This window comes from Paenibacillus sp. B01, assembly GCF_009649995.1.
GTDB lineage: Bacteria > Bacillota > Bacilli > Paenibacillales > Paenibacillaceae > Paenibacillus_O > Paenibacillus_O pasadenensis.
On sequence record NZ_CP045802.1, the window covers coordinates 4,576,639 to 4,593,624 of the forward strand.

A 16,986-nucleotide genomic window follows, 5' to 3' on the forward strand; every position below is an offset into this window, starting at 1 on the left:
CTTCCTTCTAGCCGCCGCGCTTCGCGCCGTCGATCAGGGCGCGGATCGTGCCGTCGATGCTCCAGCTGCCGAGCGGCGCGCCTTTGAACGAGACGTCGACCTTGTCCTCGCCCTTCGAGCCCGTCAGCTCGAGATTGCGGGTGGTCACCGTGAACGTGCCGTCACCGTTGTCCTTGTAGACGGCCTCCGCCGCCTCGCCGGCCATCGCCGTCACCGCCTGGTCGCGCACCTTGTCCCCCAGATCGCGCAGATCCTGCAGGTTGTAGCCGCTGTACAGCACGAGCCCGATCACGATGACCGCCGCCAGCGCCCACTTGGCGACCGTCTTGACGATGCCGACGACGAGCAGCAGCACGACAAGCCCCGCCGCCAGCACGAGCCAGTTTTCTTCGAAGAACGTTTTCCATGTATCCAGATCGAGTCCGGAAAGATCCATCGTTCAAGCCCCCTGTGTGAGGCGCGCGGATTGTCGGCGCCTTTCTTCTATCCCCAGTCCCCATTATACCCGCCTCCCTTCGGAGCGTAAACGCGGCCCCGGTCCAGGCCCGTCATATCCGGGCGCCGCAGGGCGTACAAGTAGTAGAGCCTGACCGCATGCCCCGCCGGGGCAAATGAACGCCGCAAAGGAGGTTGTTCGCCGTGAAGACAGCCGTCTGGCTGTACCTGTTTCTTTTCGTGGCGTTTTTCGACCTGCACGCCCAGTATCCGATCCTCACGCCGTTCGCCGTCTCGCTCGGCGCGGCGCCGTCCTTCATCGGCCTGATGATGGGGCTGTACTCGCTCACGCATCTGCCCGGCAACCTGATCGCCGGCTACGGCATCGACCGCTTCGGCAGCCGCTTGTTCATCTCGCTGAGCCTGCTCGGCGCAGGCGTCATCCTGCTGCTGCAGGCGCAGGTGACCAATCCGTGGCAGCTGCTCGCGCTGCGCTCGGTGAGCGGCTTCGTGCTCGCCTTCCTCTCGCCGGCCTGCAGCGCGCTGCTCGCGCGCATGGCCACGTCGGCGCTGCAGCAGGGCCGGCTCATGTCCGGCAGCGGGCTCGTGCACACGCTCGCGTCCGTCGTCTCGCCGGCGGCCGGCGCCTTCCTCGTCGCCCGCATCGGCTTCGCCAGCGCGTTTTACCTGCTCGGATGGGTGCTGATCGCCACCGCCGTCTGCTCCATCCTGTTCGTGCGCGATCCGAAGACCGCCCCGGCCGAGGCGGCCGCGCCCGCCATCGAGCCCCCCTCGGCGGCGGCCGGCGGGACCGCCCGCATCCCGTGGCTGCTCTATGCGCTGCCTGTAGCGGTCAGCTGCTCGCAGGGCATCCTTTCCTTCGAGCTGCCGCTGCTGTCCGCCACGACCGAAGGCATGATGCGCACCGGCATCCTGTTCTCCGTCGTCAGCCTCGGCGGACTCGTCACGCTCAGCATGCTGTTCCTGAACCGCGTCTCGGCCTTCTCGCGCACGCTGCTCGGCGCGCTTCTGCTCGCGGCCGCCTATTACGGCATCGCCGCCGAGGCTCCGCTGCCGCTCGTCTACCTGCTGTTCGTCGTCGGCATGGCCAAGGGCGTCATCTTCCCCGCCCTCTCGACGCTGCTCATCGAGCTCAGTCCGAGCAACCGCTACGGGCGCACGTTCTCGATGCTGTCGATCTCCTTTTCGGTCGGCGCCTTCCTCGGTCCGATGATCGCCGGCCATGTGCGCCACCTCGTGTCGCCTTATTTCATCTCGTTCCTCGTGCTCATGACGGCGGCGGCGATTTTGCCGTTCCACGGCGGCTTCCGGCGCCGCTCCGCCTCCCCGACCGCCCAATTGCGCTGAACCTGGGTGAATGCACAGGGCGCGTGCCAGGGAGGTACATATACTGCATCATGTCTGCCGGAGAACACGCCGAAGCGTCGGCGCTTCCCTCCGAACGACCCCAACATGCAAGCAAAGGGGTGACAAATCAGATGTCTTATGTCGAAGGTGTTGCAGGTGCAGGCGCTTGCGGTCCTGTAGGCGGAGTCGGCGGCGCGTGGGGTTCCACGGGCGCGATCCTCGTCCTGTTCATTCTGCTCGTAATCATCATCAGCAGCTTCTGCTACTAATCCGGAGCCCCCGCTCTCATAAAAACCCCTTGAAGGCCCGCCTCGGCGGGCCTTCCTTTTGAAAGGAGGAGGGACAAGCGCGTTGCCGGCCCGGCCCGCCTGCTTGTAGCGGATCCCCAAGAAGGGTATCGTAAGAAGACAGAGACGGCGCGGGAGCGGACAAGCCGCCCCCGCGCCGGGCGAAAAGGAGCGTGGCGGCGAATGAGGAGCGTCATCATCGTCGAAGGAAAGAACGACCGCAGCCGGCTGCGGCGCGTGCTGCGCGAGGAAGTCGGCATCCTGTGCACCTACGGCACACCGGGCACGGCGCAGCTGGAGCTGCTGCGCAAGCAGGCCGGCGACGCCCAGGTGTTCATCTTCACCGACAACGACGCGTCCGGCAAGCGCATCCGCGGCATGCTGCGCGACCAGTTCCCGGACGCCGAGCATATCTACACGCGGCGCGGCTACCCCGGCGTAGAGAAGACGCCGCCGGAATATTTGCTGGAGCAGCTCCAGAAAGCCGGCTTCGAGGAGGAGCTGATCTTCCCGGAGCAGCCGGAGGGCGTCCGCTGGAGCAAAGAAGACGGCCTGTAGCGCATGGATGCGCCGCAGGCCGTCTTCTTTTTCTTTCTCGCGAGGCGAAGTCCGTGCAAACTTGGCACGGCGGGCGCGGGCGGGAGGCCGGCGAGCCGCCTCAGCCTCAGGCCCGCTCCGGGCCTTTTTGGCGCGAGCCGTAAGGACGGTGGCGGACGCGCCGCAGCACCTCTCCGGTCTGCTCCGCCGGCTGCGGCCGGAAGAACAGATAGCCCTGGAGCTCGTCGCAGTCATGCTCCAGCAGATAGCTCAGCTGCAGCTCCGACTCGACGCCTTCGGCGACGACGGACAGCTTCAGCCTCCTGGCGATGAGCAGCATCGCATGGATGATCGCCTCGTCCCGCTCGTCGACGCCGATGCCGCTGACGAAGCTGCGGTCGATCTTGATCCGCCCGACCGGCAGCCGCTTCAGGTAGCTGAGCGAGGAATGCTGCGTGCCGAAGTCGTCGATCGACAGCAGGATGCCCATGTCGCGCAGCTGCTCCAGCGTGGCGAGATTCTCGTTGCGCATCGCCATGTTCTCCGTGATCTCGAGCTCCAGGCAGCTCGGGTCGAGCCCCGTCTCCTCCAGCACGCCGCGCACCGTGCCGACCAGATCCGGAGCCGCGAACTGGCGCGCCGACAGATTGACCGCGATCCGCAGCCCCGCCGCGCCGGCGTCCTGCCAGGCCTTGTTCTGGGCACAGGCCTCGCGCAGCGCCCATGCGCCGATCTCGACGATGAGGCCGGTCTCCTCCGCGAGCGGGATGAAGGTCTGCGGCGACACCTGGCCGAGCCGCGGATGGTTCCAGCGCAGCAGCGCCTCCAGCCCGGTCAGCCGGCCGGAGGCCGCCTCGATCTGCGGCTGGTAGTACAGCTCGAACTCTCCCCGCTCCAGCGCGCGGCGCAGGCCGTTGCGCAGCTCCATCAGCTCCGCGGCTCCGGCCTCCTCGGTGCCGTCGAACCATTTGTAATGGTTCTTGCCTTCGTCCTTGGCCCGGTACATCGCCAGATCGGCGTGCTTCGTCAGCTCCTCCGCGTCCGCCCCATGCTCGGGATAGAGGGCGATGCCGATGCTCGTCGTCAGGAAATACTCCGCTCCGCGCAGCTGGAACGGCATCCGGAAGCGGCCGATGATCGCATCGGCCAGCGCCTCCGCCTCGGCCATGCCGGAGACATCCGGCAGCACGACGGTGAACTCGTCGCCTCCGAGCCGGAAGCAGGCCGGGCCGTCTCCCGGCATCCGCTCCAGCCCCCGCTCCTGCCGGTCGGTCAGCCTCAACGAAGCCTCGCGCAGCAGGTGGTCGCCGAGCTGATGCCCGAACGTGTCGTTGACGAGCTTGAACTGATCCAGGTCGAGGTAGAGGAGCGCCACGCTCCTCCCCGGCGTCTCCCCCGCTCTGGCGATCGTCTGCTCAAGATGCAGGTTGAAGCAGGAGCGGTTGAACAGCCCCGTCAGCGGATCGCGGTAGGCGAGGAAATGCAGCTCCCGCTCCTTGCTCGCCAGCATGCGGTTCTGGGCGCGCAGCTCCTCTTCGATCGCGATCAGCTCCTCGTTGGAAGCCTCGATCTCCTCGTTCGCCTCCTGCAGCTCGCGCGTGCGCATATCGACCTTGGCCTCCAGCTTGTAGCGGCCCGTCAGCTGCATGTACAGCAAGTACAGCACGAGCATCATGACGACGACGCTGCCGATGCGGGCCAGCCACAGCTTCAGCTCGATCTGTCCCAGAACTTCTTTCTTGAGCGCCCCGGCGAGCTCCCATGTCCCGTCCGGCACGTCCACGAGCTCCCTGAGGCGACTGTCCCCGAACAAGCCGGAGTCGCCAAGCAGCACGCTGCCGTTCACCCGCAGCGCGATGTCGAACTGCTCGTCCACGAACTCGTCCGAAATGCCCTTGAGCAGGTCCTCCATGTCCAGCACAACCGAGGCGAAGCCCCAGAACTGGTCGTCCAGATAGACCGACTGCCGGGTAATGAGACCGCTTCCGCCTTGGATCAGGTCAAGCGGCCCGACCAGCGTGACCGTCCTCAGCCCTTTCGCCCGCTCCGCATTGGCTTTGACCGCCGGACGCTTGTCCTTGAACAAGTCGTTCCCGAGCAGCAGCTCGTTGCCCTTTTGCGGATAGACGTACCAGGCTACTCCGTTCGGGTAGAGGGACAGATTGCGCACATCCGGCAGCGCCGGCACGAAATGCGAGGAAAACTGGTTGAACCTGCCGTAATCGACATGGCCGTTGTAGCGCAGCTCCGTTTCGACGAAGGCGACCAGGCTCTCCGTCAGCAGCACCCGGCGCTCGACGCCGAGCCTCAGCTCGTTGGCCTTGAACGCCATCTGCCGGGAAGCGTCGCGGTAAGCCTCGTCGACGAGCTGCTGGCGGTAGAGCGCGGTGCTCCACAGCACCATGGACGAAAGCAGGATGAACAGCAAGCCGAGCAGCCCCCACAAGGTCAGGCGTTCGCGTCGGGACGGCATGTAGCGGCGGATGGATTCTCTCACGCGGCGGACTCCCTCCGGGCCTGGCCCCACGGGCAGGCCGAATCGTCTTGATGCAACTCTTCCCTTTATCGGCACTGGGGGGAAGCGCGATTAGAGGTCCAGCAGCGCGATGACGCCCGTCACCGTCGCGATGCTCGCGACCGTCGACAGCAGCACCGCCTGCGAGGAGAATTCCGGCTCGTTGTCGAATTCGACCGCCAGCAGCACGCTGCTGAGCGAGGTCGGCACGGCGGAGCTGACGATCAGCGCCTTGGCGGCGAGGCCGTCGATGCCGAGCAGCCAGACGGTCAGCGCGGCGAGCGCCGGGCCGGCGGCAAGGCGCAGCCCGAGCGACAGGCCGAGATCGAGCCCGCGGCCCGCCTTGGGCGCGGCGCCCCGCTTCATGCTCCCGAGCTGCACGCCGAGCGTCAGCAGCGCGGTGCCGATGAACGCGTCGGCCACATAGTCGAGCGGAGTCTGCAGGTAGACCGGCATCGGCGTCTGCGTCCAGTTGAGCAGGAAGGCAAGCGGAATGACGTAGATGACCGGCTGCGACAGAATCTGGCGGCGGATGCCGGCCCAGCTGCTCTTATGCGCGTTGACGCTGTAGATGCCGTACGTATTGGGCAGCAGCGACTGCATCATCATGATGAGCACCTGGATCGACAGCGTGAACGGATTCGCCGCGAAGGCGAGCTGGTTGAGCGGAATGCCGTAGTTGGCGCTGTTGTAGAAGAGCACGCTGTTGCGCATCGCCGCCCGCATCCCGCCCTCGTAGCCGCGCAGGCGGACAACCAGCTCGACGAAGGCGTACTGGAGCGCCATGAACACGGCGAAAAACAGCAGCACCTGCCCGATCAGCGAGACCGGAATGTCCGTCGAGTACAGCAGCTTGAAGATGACGGCCGGAGAGAACAGGTAGAAGTTCAGCTTGGACAGCGTGCGGATGTCGAGCGTGAAGATGCGCTGCAGGGACACCCCGATCAGGATCATGACGCAGAGCGGAATGATGTTGTGCAGCAGGATCGAGCCGAGCAGAGCCATGGGCGCGCCTTCCTTTCTTTGCGGGACGGCAAAAGGCCGGCGCTCGCGGCGCGGCCCGGGAAAGGGCGCGGCGCCGCAAGCGGCCAGCCTGGTCTAGGTGAGAGCTTCGACCGCCTCGACGAGGGAGGCGGCGATTTCGTCCGGCGTCTTCTTGAGATCGTTGCCGCCGATGATGTACTTGCGGATGCTGCCCTTCTTGTCGACGACGAAAATGGCGTCGGTATGGGAATAATTGCGTGACTCGTCCTTGACGACCATGAGGCCGAAGTCCTTGGCGAGCTGCTCCGAGGCGGCCGCGTCGTCCTGGCGCAGGAACCGCCACCCGGCCGGATCGGCATGGAACTTGGCCGCGAACGAGCGGATCGCCTCTGGCGTGTCGCGCTCGGGATCGAACGTGATCGACTGCAGCTCGGCTTTCGTGCCGAACAGCCCTTTTTCCTTGAGCTGGTCCTGCACCTTGGACAGGATGAACGTCGTCGCGGGGCAGACGTCCGGGCAGCTCGCCCAATAGAAGTAGACGAGGCGGACCTTGCCGTCCGATTCGGCGGATGAGAAGGCCTTGCCGCCGTCCAGCTCGCTCTGCAGCGTGTACGCCGGGGCCGGCGTGTCCATCGGGAAGCTGACCGAGCTGCGGTTCTCCTGCAGATAGGTGACGAGCAGATAGGCGCCCATCAGCGCGCACAGCGCGAAGAGGGCGATCTTGAAGGCGTGCCTGCGGATGAAGGTCAACGTAATTCTCTCCTTATGGCCCCCATGGCCTTATGTAGGCGGAGCCGCTGCGGGCTCCGGCGGCGCGAGGCCGATCAGGAGAAAAGGCTCGTCCAGATCGACAGGCCGGCTTGGCGCGACGTGTCCGCGATCATGAGCAGGAACACGATCAGCAGATAATTGACCGAAATGAGGAAGTTGACCTTCGCCCATTTTTCCGTCTTCTCCTCGGTGGAGGCGTAGACGCCGGTGAACGTATGCACGAACCAGACGACGGTGAGAATGCCCGAGATCCACAGGAACCACGGTCCGACATAATCGTACGCGTACATCAGAATGACAGTCGGGATGAGCAGCAGCACATACGGAATCATCTGCAGCTTGGTGCGACGGATGCCTTTGACGACAGGCAGCAGCGGATAACCGGCGGCGCGGTACTCCTCCACCCTGCGGATGGCTAGAGACCAGAAATGGGCGGGCTGCCAGAGGAACAGCAGCGCGAACAGGATCCAGGCTCCGGCGTCGATCTCGCCGGTGACGGCGGCATAGCCGATGACCGGCGGCATCGCGCCGGACACGCCGCCGATCGAGGTGCTCCACGTCGAGCTGCGCTTGAGCCAGATCGTGTAGACGACGATATAGACGAACCAGCCGAGCAGGCCGAGCCAGCCGGTCAGCGGATCGAGCGCGAACAGCAGCGCCAGTCCCGCCGCGCCGAGTACGACGCCGTAGGTGATGACGAAGCGTGGAGAGACCCGGCCCGTCGGCAGCGCGCGGTTGCGGGTGCGTTCCATGCGCGTGTCGAGCTCGCGGTCCCAGTAATTGTTGATGACGCAGGCCGAAGCCATCGTCAAGCAAGTTCCGGCCAGCATCCAGACGAGCAGCAGCCAGTCGATCTGCCATTTGGACGCCACCCAGAAGCCGCCGAACGCGGCAAAAGCATTCATCCGGACGATGCCCGGCTTGGTAAGAGCGATCAGGTCTTTCAGCACATTCGTGCGCCTCCTGTTTTTGGAGCGGCAAAAGCGCAACGGGGCGCTAAGGGCTTCAGTAGTCAACGGTACTTATGATACCGAAAATCAAACACGGTGACAACGGAGCGCCGAAGTTGTTCAAGATTTCGACATGCCGGAGCGTCAACAATCCGACTTTTTTTGCAGCTGCAGGATTGTCCGCAGGAACACACCGCGGCGGCCCGCATAGATTAGAGATGTGGTCAGGAGCCCAGGCGGAGGGCATCCGGCTCAAGGCCAGACTCCCGCAGGAGGAGCGTGATCAGAAAGATGGCCGTCATCAAGACGAACGCCGAGAATACGAGGCTGCTAGCCCGGCTGATGAGGGCGGAGGCGGAGGGCGAAGGCGAGCTCGGCATGCTCATGGTCGGCAACGTCAGCGTCAACCGCGTCCTCGGCAACTGCCTCGACTTCCGCAACATCCGGTCGATTCCCGATATGGTGTATCAAAGTCCGGGCGGATACGAGGCCGTGCAAAAAAGCTATTTCTATCAGAAGGCGCGCGACAAGGAGATCCGGCTCGCCGAGCGGGTCATCGCCGGCGAGCGCCAGCATCCGGCGAGCAACGCGCTCTGGTTCTTCCGGCCGTCGGGCAGCTGCCCCGGCACCTGGTACAATCAGGCCAATACGGGCCGCTTCAAGGCGCATTGCTTCTTCGCGCCGACCGCCGAGGACTGTCCGGACGTCTACTGAAGCAAGCTGCAGGACCAAGCAACGACAACCACTAGAGAGCGGGGAAACAACCATGTCGAATGTTTACGATTACCGTATGTACGCCCACGGCGGCTATCCCGGCATGCCGATGCAATCGCCTTACGGAGGCAACTTCGTCGCCATGCCGCCGGCCGTGCCGAGCGGCGCCGTCGTCACGCCTCAGGGCGGAACGGTGCAGATGCTGCCGGCGACCGAGGAATCCTACGTCGAGAACATCCTGCGCCTGAACCGCGGCAAGATGGCTACGTTCTACATGACGTACGAGAACAACAAAGAGTGGAACGCCAAAATATTCCGCGGCATCGTCGAGGCGGCCGGACGCGACCATATCATCATCAGCGATCCGTCCACCGGCATGCGCTACCTGCTGCTCACGCTGAACCTGGACTATGTCACGTTCGACGGTCCGATCGCGTACGAGTACAGCTTTCAGGGGCAGACCATCACGAACCAGACTCCGGCCGCCCAGCGCTAGAGCGGCGCCGGGCGGAACGTCCACGCATGGATGCGGCCCGCCCCGCCTGCCGTCCAGCCTCCGATTGCCGACCAAGGAGAGCGTCCGTCCAGACGCTCTTCTTGGCATGCCTTGGCCGCCGCCTCCGAGGCCGCAGGCCAAATCTCCACGAACAGTCCCGGCTGCTCGGAGCCTTCATAGAGCCGGACGTCCGGCCAGCGCTCGCGCAGCTCCCGGAGCCGCTCCAGGTAATCCAGCCGGTGCCGCTCCTCAATTTTGTACTCCACCATCAGCGCATATCCGTCCATCCTTGTCCTCCTGTCCGCACCCGGGCGACGCAACGCCCGAGGTCGATCGCCTCATCCTACCATTGACCGGCCTGCCGGACAAGCGCGGCCCGTCCCGGCCAGCTCGCCTCAAGCCGGATAATCCGCCTTCTCCCGGGGGAGCCTAGAGAGAAGTCCAACATCGAAAGGGGACATCCACCGATGGATACGGGCACTCATCTCGTATTCGGTCTCGGACTCGCCGGACTCGCCACCGTCGATCCCATCGTCGCCGCCAGCCCGGCGATGTTCGGCGCCGTCCTCGCAGGCACGATCATCGGCTCCCAGGCGCCGGATCTGGACGGCCTGCTGAGGTTGAAAAGCAACGCGCTTTATATCCGCAACCACCGCGGAGCCTCGCATTCGCTGCCGGCCGTGCTCGGCTGGACGCTTCTCATCACCGCCGCGATCGCGCTCGCCTGGCGCGGAAACGTCTCGTGGACGCATCTCGCCTTCTGGGTGCTGCTCGCCGTCTCGGTGCATGTCTTCAGCGACTGCTTCAATACGTACGGCACGCAGGCGGCCCGTCCGATCTCGTCCAAATGGATCTCCTGGAACATCATCCATATTTTCGATCCGTTCCTGTTCGCCGCCCATGCCGCCGCCCTGCTGCTGTGGGCGCTCGGAGCGGCCGCCCCTCAGGTCGTCTTCCCGGTCCTTTACGCGTTCGTCGTGCTTTATTATGTCTGGAGAACGCTCGTCCATCGGCGCACCGCAAGCTCGCTGCCCGGACTCGACCCCGAAGCGGCCGAGGGCGAGCGCTACATCCTCATCCCGACGCTGAAGCCCGCCAGCTGGAACGTCGTGAAGCAGCTCAAGGACGGCGCCTTCCGCATCGGTGACCTGCGCGGCGGCAAGCTTTCGTGGACGGGCACCGCCCGCTGCGAGGAGCATGAGGCGATCGACCAGTCGAAGTTCGACGCCTCCGTCCGCTCGTTCCTTTATTTCACCTCGTTCGCCTGCTCGGAGATGACCGAGCATGCCTGGGGGTACGAGGTGCGCTGGTTCGACGTCCGCTATCGGCATCGCAAGCAATATCCGTTCGTCGCCGTCGTCGTCATGGACCGCGACTACAAGACGCTCGGCTCGTACGTCGGCTGGCTGAGCGACGATCGGCTGCAGAAGAGGCTGCGGATGAATACGTATTGAACGTCCTGCCGGTTGACCGAGAGCGCCCCCATCCTGCACAATAGATGGGGGCTTTCGTGCGCCGCGCGGCATTTTTCCCGTGCGCCTGGCCCGGCAAAAGCAGAAAAAAAGCCCAAGGTTTCCCTTGGACCTTTTCTTGTATGGCTTAGCGTTGAGTTCCGGACAGCTGCTGCTCGGCGATTTGCACCAGTTTCTTGGTGATGTAGCCGCCCAGCGATCCAGCGTCGCGCGTAGCTACGTTTCCGTAGTAGCCGTCAGCCGGGATTTGAACACCCAGGGATTGTGCCGCTTCGAATTTCAGTTGCTCAAGGGCTTGTTTTGCGCCTGGTACGACCAGTCTGTTGCTGCCGCTGTTGTTGCTTGCCATTGTGAATTGCTCCTTTCGAAGTTCGCACTGTGTTGTGTGTGTTGCAAGCTTGCAAGCTTATTATGTTCCGATTGCTTCGTTCTATTCTCACTATCGCGTTTTTTTCTCCACTTTATATTCGGGAGGCCGTTCCCCATGTCCAAGCCCCTTGCTCTCGTCTACGCCCTGCTGTCCGTAGCGCTCATGACCGCCACCGCGATCTCCATCAGCTACAGCGGCCGCGCCGCCATCGCGCTCGGACTGGCCACGTTCCTGTTCATCGGAGCCGGCTTCGTGCTCAAGTCGCGCCTCAAGAAGCGCTGAGCGGCCGGCTGCAGGCAAAACGAAAAGAAGCGTCCGCCCGCAACGGGCAGACGCTTCTTTTTTGCGCGCGCATGGCTCATGCGGCTTGCCTGAGCCCGCGGAAGGCGAGCCGCCAGCCGCGCCTCGGCCTGCGGCCAGATCAGGACTTAAGGAAGCCCATGCGCTCCTTGACGCCGGCGACGACGCGGTCGGCGACGACGGACGCCTTCTCCGCGCCTTGCTTCAGCACTTCCTCGAGCATGCCGGAGCTGCGGATCTCGCGATAGCGCTGCTGCAGCGGCTCCAGCACGTCGACGATGCGCTCGGCCAGCTCTTTCTTAAACGGACCGTAGCCCTGGCCTTCGAATCTCGCCTCGACCTCCGGCAGCGAGAGGCCCGACATGAGCGAGTAGATGCCCATCAGATTGCTCACTTCGGGCTTCGACTCGCGGTCGAACCGGACCTCGCGGCCCGAATCGGTCGTCGCGCGGCTGATCTTCTTGCGGATGACATCCGGCTCGTCGAGCAGAGCGATGAAGCTGCCCGGATTCGGGTTGCTCTTGCTCATCTTTTTGGAGACGTCGTCGAGCGACATGATGCGGGCGCCGATCTCCGGAATGTACGGCTCCGGAATCGTGAAATAGTCGCCGTAGCGGCTGTTGAAGCGGCCTGCGAGATCGCGCGTCAGCTCCAGATGCTGCTTCTGGTCGTCGCCGACCGGCACGAGATCGGCATTGTAGACAAGAATGTCGGCCGCCATGAGCGAAGGGTAGACGAACAGCCCGGCTCCGACCGACTCCTTGCCCGCCGACTTGTCCTTGAACTGCGTCATCCGCTCCAGCTCGCCCATCGACGTCAGCGTCGTCAGCAGCCATCCGAGCTCCGCATGCGCCCGCACATGGGACTGCATATAGATGGCCGCATGCTGCGGGTCGATGCCCGCCGCCAGATAGAGGGCGGCGATCGACTGAGACTGCTCGCGCAGCGCGGCAGGCTCTTGAGGAACGGTGATCGCATGCAGGTCGACGACCATGAAGTAGCATTCATGCGTCTCCTGCAGGCGGACGAAATTCTGGAGAGCTCCGATGTAGTTGCCGAGCGTCAGCTGGCCGCTCGGCTGGATGCCGGAAAGCACTTTTTTCATCTTGCTTCACGCCTTCTCTTGGAATTTTTGAACGCAAAAAAGGCCTCTCCTCCGCAAGGGACGAGAGACCGTGGTGCCACCCTAATTCGCCGGCGCCCGCTTCGGGGCTGCATCGGCCTTTGGATCCGCTAACGGGGATCAAGCGGGGACAAGCCCGGCTCCAGAGTCCATTCCGCGCGGTCCGTTCCGCCGGCTTCTCAGCATCCGCCGGCTCTCTGGGAAACGTCCTTGGCTGCGCGTACTCCATTCTGTCGTTGCCTTTAGAACGATTATAGTCCCGCTCTGCGAAAAGTCAAGGCGAGCAGGCCAAACCGGACTATGCGGCCAGAAAGCGGATTTTCCCGTTCTGTCCTCGGCGGAGCGCGCATAGGCATGGAGGAGGAACGTCCAGCCTGTCCGCCCTTTCTCGGCGCAGGACAGGACAAGCCGGACCGGAAAGGAGCTCCTTTCGATGACCCGACGCTTGCTGCCGCTGCTCGCCGCCGTTTCGACGATCGGCGCGGGTGCAATCCTGCTGCTGATCGCGCGGCGCGACATGGGGCTGGACGCGGCTGCCGCGTCCCGCTTCGGCTCCGTCTTCATCGGGATCCTGCTCGAAGCGCTGCCCTACCTGCTGCTCGGCGTCGCCATCTCCGCCGTCGTGCAGATCTATCTGTCGGAGCGGCTGCTGCGCCGCCTCCTTCCCCGCCATCCGCTGCTCGCGGTGACGGCGGCCGGACTGCTCGGCATCGTCTTTCCGCTCTGCGAATGCGGCATGATCCCGGCCGTGCGGCGCCTCATCCGCAAAGGCATGCCCGCCTACGCGGGCATCGCCTACATCCTCGCCGGACCGGTCGTCAACCCCGTCGTCTTCTCGTCCACCTGGGCCGCGTTTGGCGGCACGCCGCAGATGGCCATCGCGCGGACCGGGCTCGCCTTCGCCGTCGCCTTCGCGATCGGAGCCATCCTGTGGAAGACGCTCAAAAGCGATCCGCTGAAGGCCGATCTCGCCTCGCTCTACGCTTCGCTGCCGCAGGAGGAGCCGTCGGCGCGCCCCTTCGGAGGCCGGCTGCAGTCGGCCGCGCTCCATGCGACGGACGAGTTTTTCGACATGGGCAAATATCTTATCCTCGGCGCCGCGCTGGCCACGCTGTTCCAGACAGCCGTCAGCCGCTCCTTCCTCGAGGAGCTCGGCGGCAACCAGCTGCTGTCGCATCTGTTCCTGATGGGCGTCGCCTTCCTGCTCTCGCTCTGCTCGACGTCGGACGCGTTCGTCGCCGCCTCCTTCGGCGGCAGCTTCGAGAACGGCGCGCTGCTCGCCTTCCTCGTCTTCGGACCGATGATCGATCTCAAGAGCCTGCTGCTCCTGCTCGCTTCGTTCCGCGCCCGCACGGTTCTGCTCGTCGCCAGCCTGGCCGCCGTCTTCACGCTGACCGGCTCCTGGCTGCTCGAAGCCGTCTATCTTCCTTGACAAGGAGGCGCTCCGCAAAATGGCTCCAACCGCTCTCGCCGCCCTGCATCATGCGGCCAAATCGGCCGTGCTCGCGGCTTTGTCGCTGTCGCTCACGCAGCTTGCACGGACCGGGACGCTGAACCGCTACATCGCGCCGAAGCTCGAGCTCGGCGTCAAGCTGTCCGCGCTCGCCCTGTTCGCGCTCGCCGTATTCCGGCTCTGGATCGCGCTGCGCGCTTGGCAGGGCGACGACGCCGAAGCGGACTGCGGCTGCGGCGCCCACGGCCCTGCGGCTGCGGGACCGAGGCAGCTGGCCGTGTACGCGATGTTCCTGCTGCCGATCGCCTTCGGGCTGCTGCCCGCCGTGCCGCTCGGCAGCGCCGACGCCGCCCGCGCCGGCATCCATCTGCACGGCGCCGCGGCGGAGCATCCGCAGCGCTCCGACACGTCGGCGGATGCCGAAGCGTTTCCGTTCGACGAATTCACCCGTCCTTATGCCGAGCTGGCCCGCCGGCTGCACGCGCTGCCCTTGATCGACGTTCCGGAGCCGCTTTATATCGAGACGCTCTCGTCGATCGACCTGTACCGAAAAGCGTTCGCAGGCCATCGCATCCGCCTGACCGGCTTCGTCCATCGCGATTCCGGCGCGACGGACGGCGTCTATCTGCTCAGCCGCTTCGCCGTCTCCTGCTGTCCCGCCGACGCCCGGGCCTACGGCTTGCCGGTCCTCGACGCGCAGGCGAAGCAGCGGCGGACCGACGAGTGGCTCACGGTGGAAGGCGTGCTCGAGGAAGGCGTCTACGACGGCCAGCCCGCGCTCGTGCTCCGAGCCGAACAGACGCGATCCGCTCCTCCGCCCGCCTCCCCGTACGTCTATCTAGATCCCGATTTTTAAATCGAGGACCCCGATGTGCATATATTGGCAGACGAGGCGCATACTACCTCCATCAAAAAGGAGGTGACGCATATGGCAAGCAACAACAGGCTCGTCGTTCCGGGCTGCCAAGCCGCCCTGGAGCAGATGAAATACGAGGCCGCTCAGGCGCTGGGCATCCAGATTCCTCAAGACGGCTATTACGGCAACATGGCGACCCGCGATGCAGGCTCTCTCGGAGGCTACATAACGAAACGTCTGGTCGAGATCGCCGAGCAGCAGCTGTCCGGCAACGCCCGTCCTATGCGCTGAGAGCGCAGCTCCGAAGATAGAACGAAAAACAGCCTTTGTCCGCCATGGACAAAGGCTGTTTTTCAGGGAACATCATTCTTCCGACACGCTGCCGCGATCCCACAGGCCGGGATGCCTCGGCTCGTAGCGGAAATGAGAACTGGCCATATTGTAATTCGATTCGCATAGCATGCTGGCCGACCAGCTGGAGGCGGCTCCTTGGCGGCGCACCGAGAAGTCGTATAGAAGCTCGCCATGGGTCCAGCTCCACTTGCTCTTGAGCGCATCCACCGCCATCTGCCGGAATTCCTTGACCTGCTCGGCTGTCAATCCCGCTGGCGATTGGGGGGAGGCGGGAGGCTTCAGCTCGATAGGATTGTGGCGGATGCCGTATTTTCCGACCGTATTGTTGCGGATATGGATCAGCACTGTACCCGAGGAGGCATGGGTAAGCTCGGACTCAAGCTGACGGAATACAAAGTCGACTTGCCGTGCCAGAGGCGAAGCGCTGTTGCTTTGCATCTAATTCACCTCCGATCGAAATGAAGTCGTTTAGCGACATTATAGGACAGCGTTTTTTCAGGTTCAACTAAATATTAACAGAATAGGATAGAGTTTTAACCCTTTTTAGGGTACATCGATCTACTTCCCAATAGGACTTAAGCACCTTTCGACGCGATTCCCCCTTTTTTTCGTTTCCCTGGCCCCAGGTCTACATCTTCATGGTCGGATTACCGATTATTAGGTAACGCTTTCTTTATCCATATCAGCGATAGGAGTCGATTTCAGCATGGAATGGTATCATTCTCTCTCCATCAAGAACAAGGTTCGCCTCGGCATCTTTACGGCGCTCGCTGTCTCCATCCTGTTTTTCCTTGTCCTCAGCCTGATGGCGGGCTCGCCGCTCTGGCCGGTCGCGGTCGCGCTCGTCGCCGGAGCCGCCGCCTCCTATCCGCTCGCCGCCGTCGTGGAGCGCTCGCTCACGAGCTCGATCGAGGAGATGACGACGGTCGCCTACGGCATCTCCAAGGGCGACTTCACGCAGCGGGTCGATACGTCCAGCGCCTCGCTGGGGCAGCTGGCCCACTCCTTCAACAGCATGATCGACAAGCTCCGCGAGATTCTCGCCGACACGTCCCGCATCGGGCGCATGGTCAACGAGACGAGCACGAGCATCTACAACAAAAACTCGCAAGTGAAAGCCGTCATGGAGCAGGTCGGCACCTCGGCCGGCGAGCTCGCCTCCGGAGCGGGCGAAATCGCCGAGGAGGTCGGCGGCATGAGCGACTCGATCCGCGAGATCGAGTCCAAGGTGGCCACCTACGCCGAATCGAGCCGCATGATGAACGAGCGCTCGGAGGCGGCGATGCGCCTCGTCGAGCGCGGGCAGCAGTCCGTCGAGACGCAGGCCGAAGGCACCCGCCGCACGGCTGAGGCCGCGGCCCATGTCTCCGAGGCGATCGCCCGCCTGTCCGAGGCGGCTGGCGGCATCTCCGCCATCACCCGCACGATCTCCGATCTGGCGGAGCAGACGAACCTGCTCTCGCTCAACGCCTCCATCGAGGCGGCCCGAGCCGGCGAGCACGGCAAGGGCTTCGCGGTCGTCGCCCAGGAGGTGCGCAAGCTTGCCGAGGAATCGACGGCGTCGACCAAGGAAGTGTTCACGCTCGTCAAAGGCATCGAGCACGGCCTCAAGGACGCCAACGCCAACATCAAGATCAACGAGCAGGCCGTCGAGCTCCAGTCGCAGATGCTGCGCGAGACCGAAGCGGTGTTCCGCGAGATCGTGGAGAGCGTGCAGTTCATCTCCAGCCAGATCGAGCAGTTCGCCCGCGAGAGCGAGAGCATGCTGGACAACGCGCGCGCCATCTCCGAGGCCATCGGCAACATCTCGGCGATCACGCAGCAGTCCGCCGCTGGCACCCAGCAGGTGTCCGCTTCGATGAACGAGCAGGTCGACTCCATCCAGACGATCGTCGAGGAGACCGGACGCATGCAGCAGATGGCTTCCCAGCTGCAGCGCACGATTCAGATTTTCAAAATCTGATCCGTCTTCCCGTCCGCGGAGGGCGCCGCCATCGGTCC

The 16,986-nt window shown here is 64.1% G+C and carries 20 protein-coding genes; 11 read left to right on the top strand and 9 right to left on the bottom strand.

Translation table 11 applies throughout. From position 1 onward, the window contains the following. Positions 1-7: 7 nt before the first annotated feature. Positions 8-436 carry a hypothetical protein gene (locus GE073_RS19580; RefSeq protein WP_028600510.1) on the bottom strand — a complete coding sequence of 143 codons (429 nt, stop codon included), beginning with the start codon at positions 434-436 and terminating at the stop codon, positions 8-10. Positions 437-639: 203 nt separating this feature from the next. Here GE073_RS19580 and GE073_RS19585 point away from each other — a divergent pair, with 203 nt between their 5' ends. From GE073_RS19585 to GE073_RS19590, 3 genes are all read left to right on the top strand, one after another. Beyond that, positions 640-1,803: an MFS transporter gene (locus tag GE073_RS19585; protein ID WP_153784141.1), complete on the top strand. Its 1,164-nt coding sequence runs from the start codon at positions 640-642 to the stop codon at positions 1,801-1,803. 131 nt (positions 1,804-1,934) lie between these two features. Continuing rightward, positions 1,935-2,072, top strand: a complete 138-nt coding sequence (locus tag GE073_RS25135; protein ID WP_164820166.1) for a hypothetical protein — start codon at positions 1,935-1,937, stop codon at positions 2,070-2,072. A 201-nt stretch (positions 2,073-2,273) separates the two neighbouring features. Then, positions 2,274-2,648 carry a toprim domain-containing protein gene (locus tag GE073_RS19590; RefSeq protein ID WP_028600508.1) on the top strand — a complete coding sequence of 125 codons (375 nt, stop codon included), beginning with the start codon at positions 2,274-2,276 and terminating at the stop codon, positions 2,646-2,648. Positions 2,649-2,754: 106 nt separating this feature from the next. Here GE073_RS19590 and GE073_RS19595 read toward each other — a convergent pair whose 3' ends face one another. The 4 genes from GE073_RS19595 to cyoE form a co-directional block, all read right to left on the bottom strand. Further along, positions 2,755-5,124, bottom strand: a complete 2,370-nt coding sequence (locus GE073_RS19595) for a bifunctional diguanylate cyclase/phosphodiesterase (protein ID WP_101808052.1) — start codon at positions 5,122-5,124, stop codon at positions 2,755-2,757. A 90-nt stretch (positions 5,125-5,214) separates the two neighbouring features. Next, the gene (locus tag GE073_RS19600; protein WP_028600507.1) at positions 5,215-6,147 is read right to left on the bottom strand and encodes an AEC family transporter; all 933 of its coding nucleotides are present in this window, start codon (positions 6,145-6,147) and stop codon (positions 5,215-5,217) included. A 93-nt stretch (positions 6,148-6,240) separates the two neighbouring features. Next, the gene (locus GE073_RS19605; RefSeq protein ID WP_153784142.1) at positions 6,241-6,876 is read right to left on the bottom strand and encodes an SCO family protein; all 636 of its coding nucleotides are present in this window, start codon (positions 6,874-6,876) and stop codon (positions 6,241-6,243) included. Between the two features lie 74 nt (positions 6,877-6,950). Continuing rightward, a complete protein-coding gene (gene cyoE / locus GE073_RS19610) occupies positions 6,951-7,847 on the bottom strand; it encodes a heme o synthase (RefSeq protein ID WP_416362095.1) in 897 nt (298 codons plus the stop codon). Positions 7,848-8,138: 291 nt separating this feature from the next. On the opposite strand from cyoE, the gene GE073_RS19615 reads away from it, so the two are divergent. After that, positions 8,139-8,561 (top strand): cell wall hydrolase, encoded by a 423-nt coding sequence (locus tag GE073_RS19615; RefSeq protein ID WP_028600505.1) that lies wholly within the window; start codon positions 8,139-8,141, stop codon positions 8,559-8,561. Between the two features lie 52 nt (positions 8,562-8,613). Further along, entirely contained in the window at positions 8,614-9,057 is a 444-nt protein-coding gene (gene gerQ, locus GE073_RS19620; protein WP_043111933.1) for a spore coat protein GerQ, read from the top strand. Here the strand turns inward: gerQ and GE073_RS19625 are convergent. Continuing rightward, positions 9,054-9,344, bottom strand: coding sequence for a hypothetical protein (locus GE073_RS19625; protein ID WP_153784144.1), 291 nt, complete (start codon positions 9,342-9,344; stop codon positions 9,054-9,056). The genes gerQ and GE073_RS19625 overlap by 4 nt on opposite strands. A gap of 180 nt (positions 9,345-9,524) precedes the next feature. Between GE073_RS19625 and GE073_RS19630 the strand changes: the two genes are divergently transcribed. Continuing rightward, a complete protein-coding gene (locus tag GE073_RS19630; RefSeq protein ID WP_153784145.1) occupies positions 9,525-10,511 on the top strand; it encodes a metal-dependent hydrolase in 987 nt (328 codons plus the stop codon). A 145-nt stretch (positions 10,512-10,656) separates the two neighbouring features. On the opposite strand, the gene GE073_RS19635 is transcribed toward GE073_RS19630, so the two are convergent. Further along, entirely contained in the window at positions 10,657-10,878 is a 222-nt protein-coding gene (locus GE073_RS19635) for an alpha/beta-type small acid-soluble spore protein (protein WP_028600503.1), read from the bottom strand. 135 nt (positions 10,879-11,013) lie between these two features. On the opposite strand from GE073_RS19635, the gene GE073_RS25140 reads away from it, so the two are divergent. Continuing rightward, entirely contained in the window at positions 11,014-11,181 is a 168-nt protein-coding gene (locus GE073_RS25140; RefSeq protein WP_164820167.1) for a hypothetical protein, read from the top strand. 139 nt (positions 11,182-11,320) lie between these two features. On the opposite strand, the gene trpS is transcribed toward GE073_RS25140, so the two are convergent. After that, on the bottom strand, positions 11,321-12,304 hold the full coding sequence (trpS, locus tag GE073_RS19640) for a tryptophan--tRNA ligase (protein WP_153784146.1): 984 nt from the start codon (positions 12,302-12,304) through the stop codon (positions 11,321-11,323). A 451-nt stretch (positions 12,305-12,755) separates the two neighbouring features. Here trpS and GE073_RS19645 point away from each other — a divergent pair, with 451 nt between their 5' ends. The 3 genes from GE073_RS19645 to GE073_RS19655 all read left to right on the top strand — a co-directional run bounded on the left by GE073_RS19645 (position 12,756) and on the right by GE073_RS19655 (position 14,922). Further along, positions 12,756-13,754, top strand: a complete 999-nt coding sequence (locus tag GE073_RS19645; RefSeq protein ID WP_153784147.1) for a permease — start codon at positions 12,756-12,758, stop codon at positions 13,752-13,754. Positions 13,755-13,773: 19 nt separating this feature from the next. Next, the gene (locus GE073_RS19650; protein ID WP_153784148.1) at positions 13,774-14,631 is read left to right on the top strand and encodes a TIGR03943 family putative permease subunit; all 858 of its coding nucleotides are present in this window, start codon (positions 13,774-13,776) and stop codon (positions 14,629-14,631) included. Between the two features lie 72 nt (positions 14,632-14,703). Then, a complete protein-coding gene (locus GE073_RS19655; RefSeq protein ID WP_028600499.1) occupies positions 14,704-14,922 on the top strand; it encodes an alpha/beta-type small acid-soluble spore protein in 219 nt (72 codons plus the stop codon). A gap of 72 nt (positions 14,923-14,994) precedes the next feature. Here GE073_RS19655 and GE073_RS19660 read toward each other — a convergent pair whose 3' ends face one another. Beyond that, complete coding sequence (locus GE073_RS19660) at positions 14,995-15,423, bottom strand: hypothetical protein (RefSeq protein WP_028600498.1); 429 nt, start codon at positions 15,421-15,423, stop codon at positions 14,995-14,997. Between the two features lie 268 nt (positions 15,424-15,691). On the opposite strand from GE073_RS19660, the gene GE073_RS19665 reads away from it, so the two are divergent. Beyond that, positions 15,692-16,948 carry a methyl-accepting chemotaxis protein gene (locus GE073_RS19665; RefSeq protein WP_153784149.1) on the top strand — a complete coding sequence of 419 codons (1,257 nt, stop codon included), beginning with the start codon at positions 15,692-15,694 and terminating at the stop codon, positions 16,946-16,948. Positions 16,949-16,986 lie beyond the last annotated feature (38 nt).

Coding starts and splice junctions, on each gene's coding strand:
- trpS (WP_153784146.1), bottom strand. CDS start 12,304: ATGAAAAAAGTGCTTTCCGGCATCCAGCCGAGCGGCCAGCTGACGCTC.
- GE073_RS19615 (WP_028600505.1), top strand. CDS start 8,139: ATGGCCGTCATCAAGACGAACGCCGAGAATACGAGGCTGCTAGCCCGG.
- GE073_RS25140 (WP_164820167.1), top strand. CDS start 11,014: ATGTCCAAGCCCCTTGCTCTCGTCTACGCCCTGCTGTCCGTAGCGCTC.
- GE073_RS19630 (WP_153784145.1), top strand. CDS start 9,525: ATGGATACGGGCACTCATCTCGTATTCGGTCTCGGACTCGCCGGACTC.
- GE073_RS19625 (WP_153784144.1), bottom strand. CDS start 9,344: ATGGACGGATATGCGCTGATGGTGGAGTACAAAATTGAGGAGCGGCAC.
- GE073_RS19655 (WP_028600499.1), top strand. CDS start 14,704: ATGGCAAGCAACAACAGGCTCGTCGTTCCGGGCTGCCAAGCCGCCCTG.
- GE073_RS19580 (WP_028600510.1), bottom strand. CDS start 436: ATGGATCTTTCCGGACTCGATCTGGATACATGGAAAACGTTCTTCGAA.
- GE073_RS19590 (WP_028600508.1), top strand. CDS start 2,274: ATGAGGAGCGTCATCATCGTCGAAGGAAAGAACGACCGCAGCCGGCTG.
- GE073_RS19600 (WP_028600507.1), bottom strand. CDS start 6,147: ATGGCTCTGCTCGGCTCGATCCTGCTGCACAACATCATTCCGCTCTGC.
- GE073_RS19645 (WP_153784147.1), top strand. CDS start 12,756: ATGACCCGACGCTTGCTGCCGCTGCTCGCCGCCGTTTCGACGATCGGC.
- GE073_RS25135 (WP_164820166.1), top strand. CDS start 1,935: ATGTCTTATGTCGAAGGTGTTGCAGGTGCAGGCGCTTGCGGTCCTGTA.
- GE073_RS19635 (WP_028600503.1), bottom strand. CDS start 10,878: ATGGCAAGCAACAACAGCGGCAGCAACAGACTGGTCGTACCAGGCGCA.
- gerQ (WP_043111933.1), top strand. CDS start 8,614: ATGTCGAATGTTTACGATTACCGTATGTACGCCCACGGCGGCTATCCC.
- GE073_RS19650 (WP_153784148.1), top strand. CDS start 13,774: ATGGCTCCAACCGCTCTCGCCGCCCTGCATCATGCGGCCAAATCGGCC.
- GE073_RS19660 (WP_028600498.1), bottom strand. CDS start 15,423: ATGCAAAGCAACAGCGCTTCGCCTCTGGCACGGCAAGTCGACTTTGTA.
- GE073_RS19665 (WP_153784149.1), top strand. CDS start 15,692: ATGGAATGGTATCATTCTCTCTCCATCAAGAACAAGGTTCGCCTCGGC.